Origin of the sequence: Bradyrhizobium sp., from assembly GCF_016462955.1 — a bacterium.
Lineage (GTDB): Bacteria > Pseudomonadota > Alphaproteobacteria > Rhizobiales > Xanthobacteraceae > Bradyrhizobium.
Map to the genome: position 1 here is coordinate 1 of NZ_JAEMSD010000758.1, position 2,354 is coordinate 2,354.

The following is a 2,354-nucleotide window of genomic DNA, read 5'->3' on the forward strand; positions in this document are numbered from 1 at the left end:
CTGTGCATCGGCGCGGCCAACCGCGACCCCGCGCAGTTTCCTAATCCGGAAACCTTCGACATCGCGCGCACCCCGAACCGGCACCTCGCCTTCGCCACCGGCGCGCATCAATGCGCCGGCATGGCGCTGGCGCGGCTGGAAGGCGCGATCGCGATCTCCCGCTTTCTGGCGCGCTTCCCGAACTATGCCGTGAGCGGGTCGCCCATCCGGGGCGGACGGGTCCGGTTCCGCGGCTTTCTGAGTGTGCCCTGCTCGATCGGGTGAGGGGCTTGAAAACGAAACTGCAAAAACAACCCCATGCACAGTAGACTGGCATCAGAGGCGGGTGTCGGCGGCGTCGACCAACGAGCTGATATGTCGGGCATATCAGCGACACTGGCGCAAGGTGTGTAAATACCTACACCACCGTCTTGTGCCGCGTGATGCAGGTGGCGAGCACTTCGTCGATCGGCTTGTCCCACCAATCGTTTGAGAATATCTCGATCTCGGAATAGCCAGCAAAGCCCTGTGCTTCGACCGCTTGGCGCACCGATCTGATGTCGATGACGCCGTCGCCCATCATGCCGCGGTCGTTGAGGATGTCTTTCGTCGGCACCAGCCAGTCGCAGACGTGGAACGCGAGCAGGCGATCCTTGCCGGCGCGCGCGATCTGGCCCATCAGCTCCGGGTCCCACCAGATGTGATAGACGTCGAGCGCGACGCCGAGCATGCCGCTGCGGCCAGGGTCGAGCCGGTCGCAAATGTCGAGCGCGTGCTTCGTGGTATTCACGCAGGCGCGGTCCGCCGCATAGGCCGGATGCAACGGCTCGATCGCCAGCGGCAGCCTGGCTTGCCTCGCATAGTCGAGCATGTCGGCGAGCGCGTCCTCGACCTGTCCGCGCGCTGCCACAAGATCCTTCGACGCCTCGCTACCCGGCCGCGAATATTGCGGCAGGCCGCCGACCACGAGGACGATGCAGGACGCGCCCAGCGCCTTTGCCTCATCGACACAGCGGCGGTTGTCGTCGCGCACCTCGTTGCGGCGCGCGGCATCCGAGGTGAACATGCCGCCACGGCAATAGCCTGAGAGTTCGAGGCCGGCCTCGCGCACCGCGCGCGCGGCACGCTCCAGTCCCACGGTCGCGACCTGGTCGCGCCAGGGATCGATGGCGCGGATGCCGTGTCTGGCACAGGCCTCGACGATCGCGACGAGGTCACCCTGCTTGCGGACGGTCGCCGTGTTCAGCGACAGCCAGCGGTGGTCGGACGAAAAATCGCGCATCAGGATTCGATACCGTGGGTGGCGAGCACGGTCTTCATCCGCTGCGTCGCGAGTTCAGGGTTGGCGAGCAGGCCGGCCTTGTCGGCCAGACGGAACAGCTCGGCCAGATGCAGCGTGGAGCGCGTGCTCTCCTGTCCGCCGACCATGGTGAAATGATCCTGGTGACCGTTGAGATAGGCCATGAACACGACGCCGGTCTTGTAGAACCGCGTCGGCGCCTTGAAGATATGCCGCGACAACGGCACCGTCGGACCCAGCACGTCGTGGAAGCCGGCCTCGTCGCCCGCAGCCAATCTCGACAACGCGTAGGACGCCGCCGGCGCGATGGCATCGAAGATGCCGAGCAGCGCATGGGAAAAGCCCTGTTCGTCGCCGGCGATCAGCTCCGCGTAATTGAAATCGTCGCCGGTATACATCCTGATCCGCTTGTCGAGGCGACGGCGCATGTCGATCTCGCGCTGCTTGTCGAGCAGCGAGACCTTGACGCCGTCGACCTTGGCGGCGTTGCCATTGATGACGGCGACCGCCGTATCCATCGCCTTGTCGAGATCCCGGGTGCCCCAATAGCCCGCGAGAGCCGGATCGAACATGTCGCCGAGCCAGTGGATGATGACGGGCTCACGGACCTGCGAGAGCACGCGGTCATAGACTTTGGCGTAATCGTCGGCGCTGCGACCGAGTTTCGCCAGGGCGCGCGAGGCCATCAGGATGATGCGACCGCCGACCTTCTCGACCGCCGAGATCTGCTCCTCATAGGCACGGATGACGTCGTCGAGGTTTTTGGCATCCTCGACCGCGAGATGGTCGGTGCCGGCGCCCGAGAACACCAGCGCGTTGCGGCGCTTGGCGGCGCCGACCGAACGCGTGATCAGCTCCAGCGAGGTCGGCCAGTCCAACCCCATGCCGCGCTGCGCGGTATCCATGGCTTCGGCAACGCCGAGGCCGAGGTCCCAGACATGCTCGCGGAAGGCGATGGTCTTGTCCCAGTCGACGGCGGCCGACAGCCAGGGATCGTTGTCGGCGAAGGGATCGGCGACGGTGTGCACGGCCGAGAAGGCGATGCGGTTCAGCGGTCCCTCGAGCTTGGCGGGGA

At 65.7% G+C, this 2,354-nt stretch carries 3 protein-coding genes; 1 reads left to right on the plus strand and 2 read right to left on the minus strand.

The features are described 5' to 3' along the window. Positions 1 to 264 (plus strand): cytochrome P450 (locus JHD07_RS37945; RefSeq protein WP_291631539.1); only part of this gene is annotated, 264 nt, incomplete at its 5' end. 133 nt (positions 265 to 397) lie between these two features. Here JHD07_RS37945 and JHD07_RS37950 read toward each other — a convergent pair. After that, positions 398 to 1,261 (minus strand): sugar phosphate isomerase/epimerase family protein, encoded by an 864-nt coding sequence (locus JHD07_RS37950; protein WP_291631541.1) that lies wholly within the window; start codon positions 1,259 to 1,261, stop codon positions 398 to 400. Beyond that, positions 1,261 to 2,354 (minus strand): dihydrodipicolinate synthase family protein (locus tag JHD07_RS37955; protein ID WP_291631543.1); only part of this gene is annotated, 1,094 nt, incomplete at its 5' end. The genes JHD07_RS37950 and JHD07_RS37955, both read right to left, overlap by 1 nt.

Bases quoted from the DNA above. Each gene is read 5' to 3' on its own strand.
- JHD07_RS37950 (WP_291631541.1), bottom strand. From the start codon at position 1,261: ATGCGCGATTTTTCGTCCGACCACCGCTGGCTGTCGCTGAACACGGCG.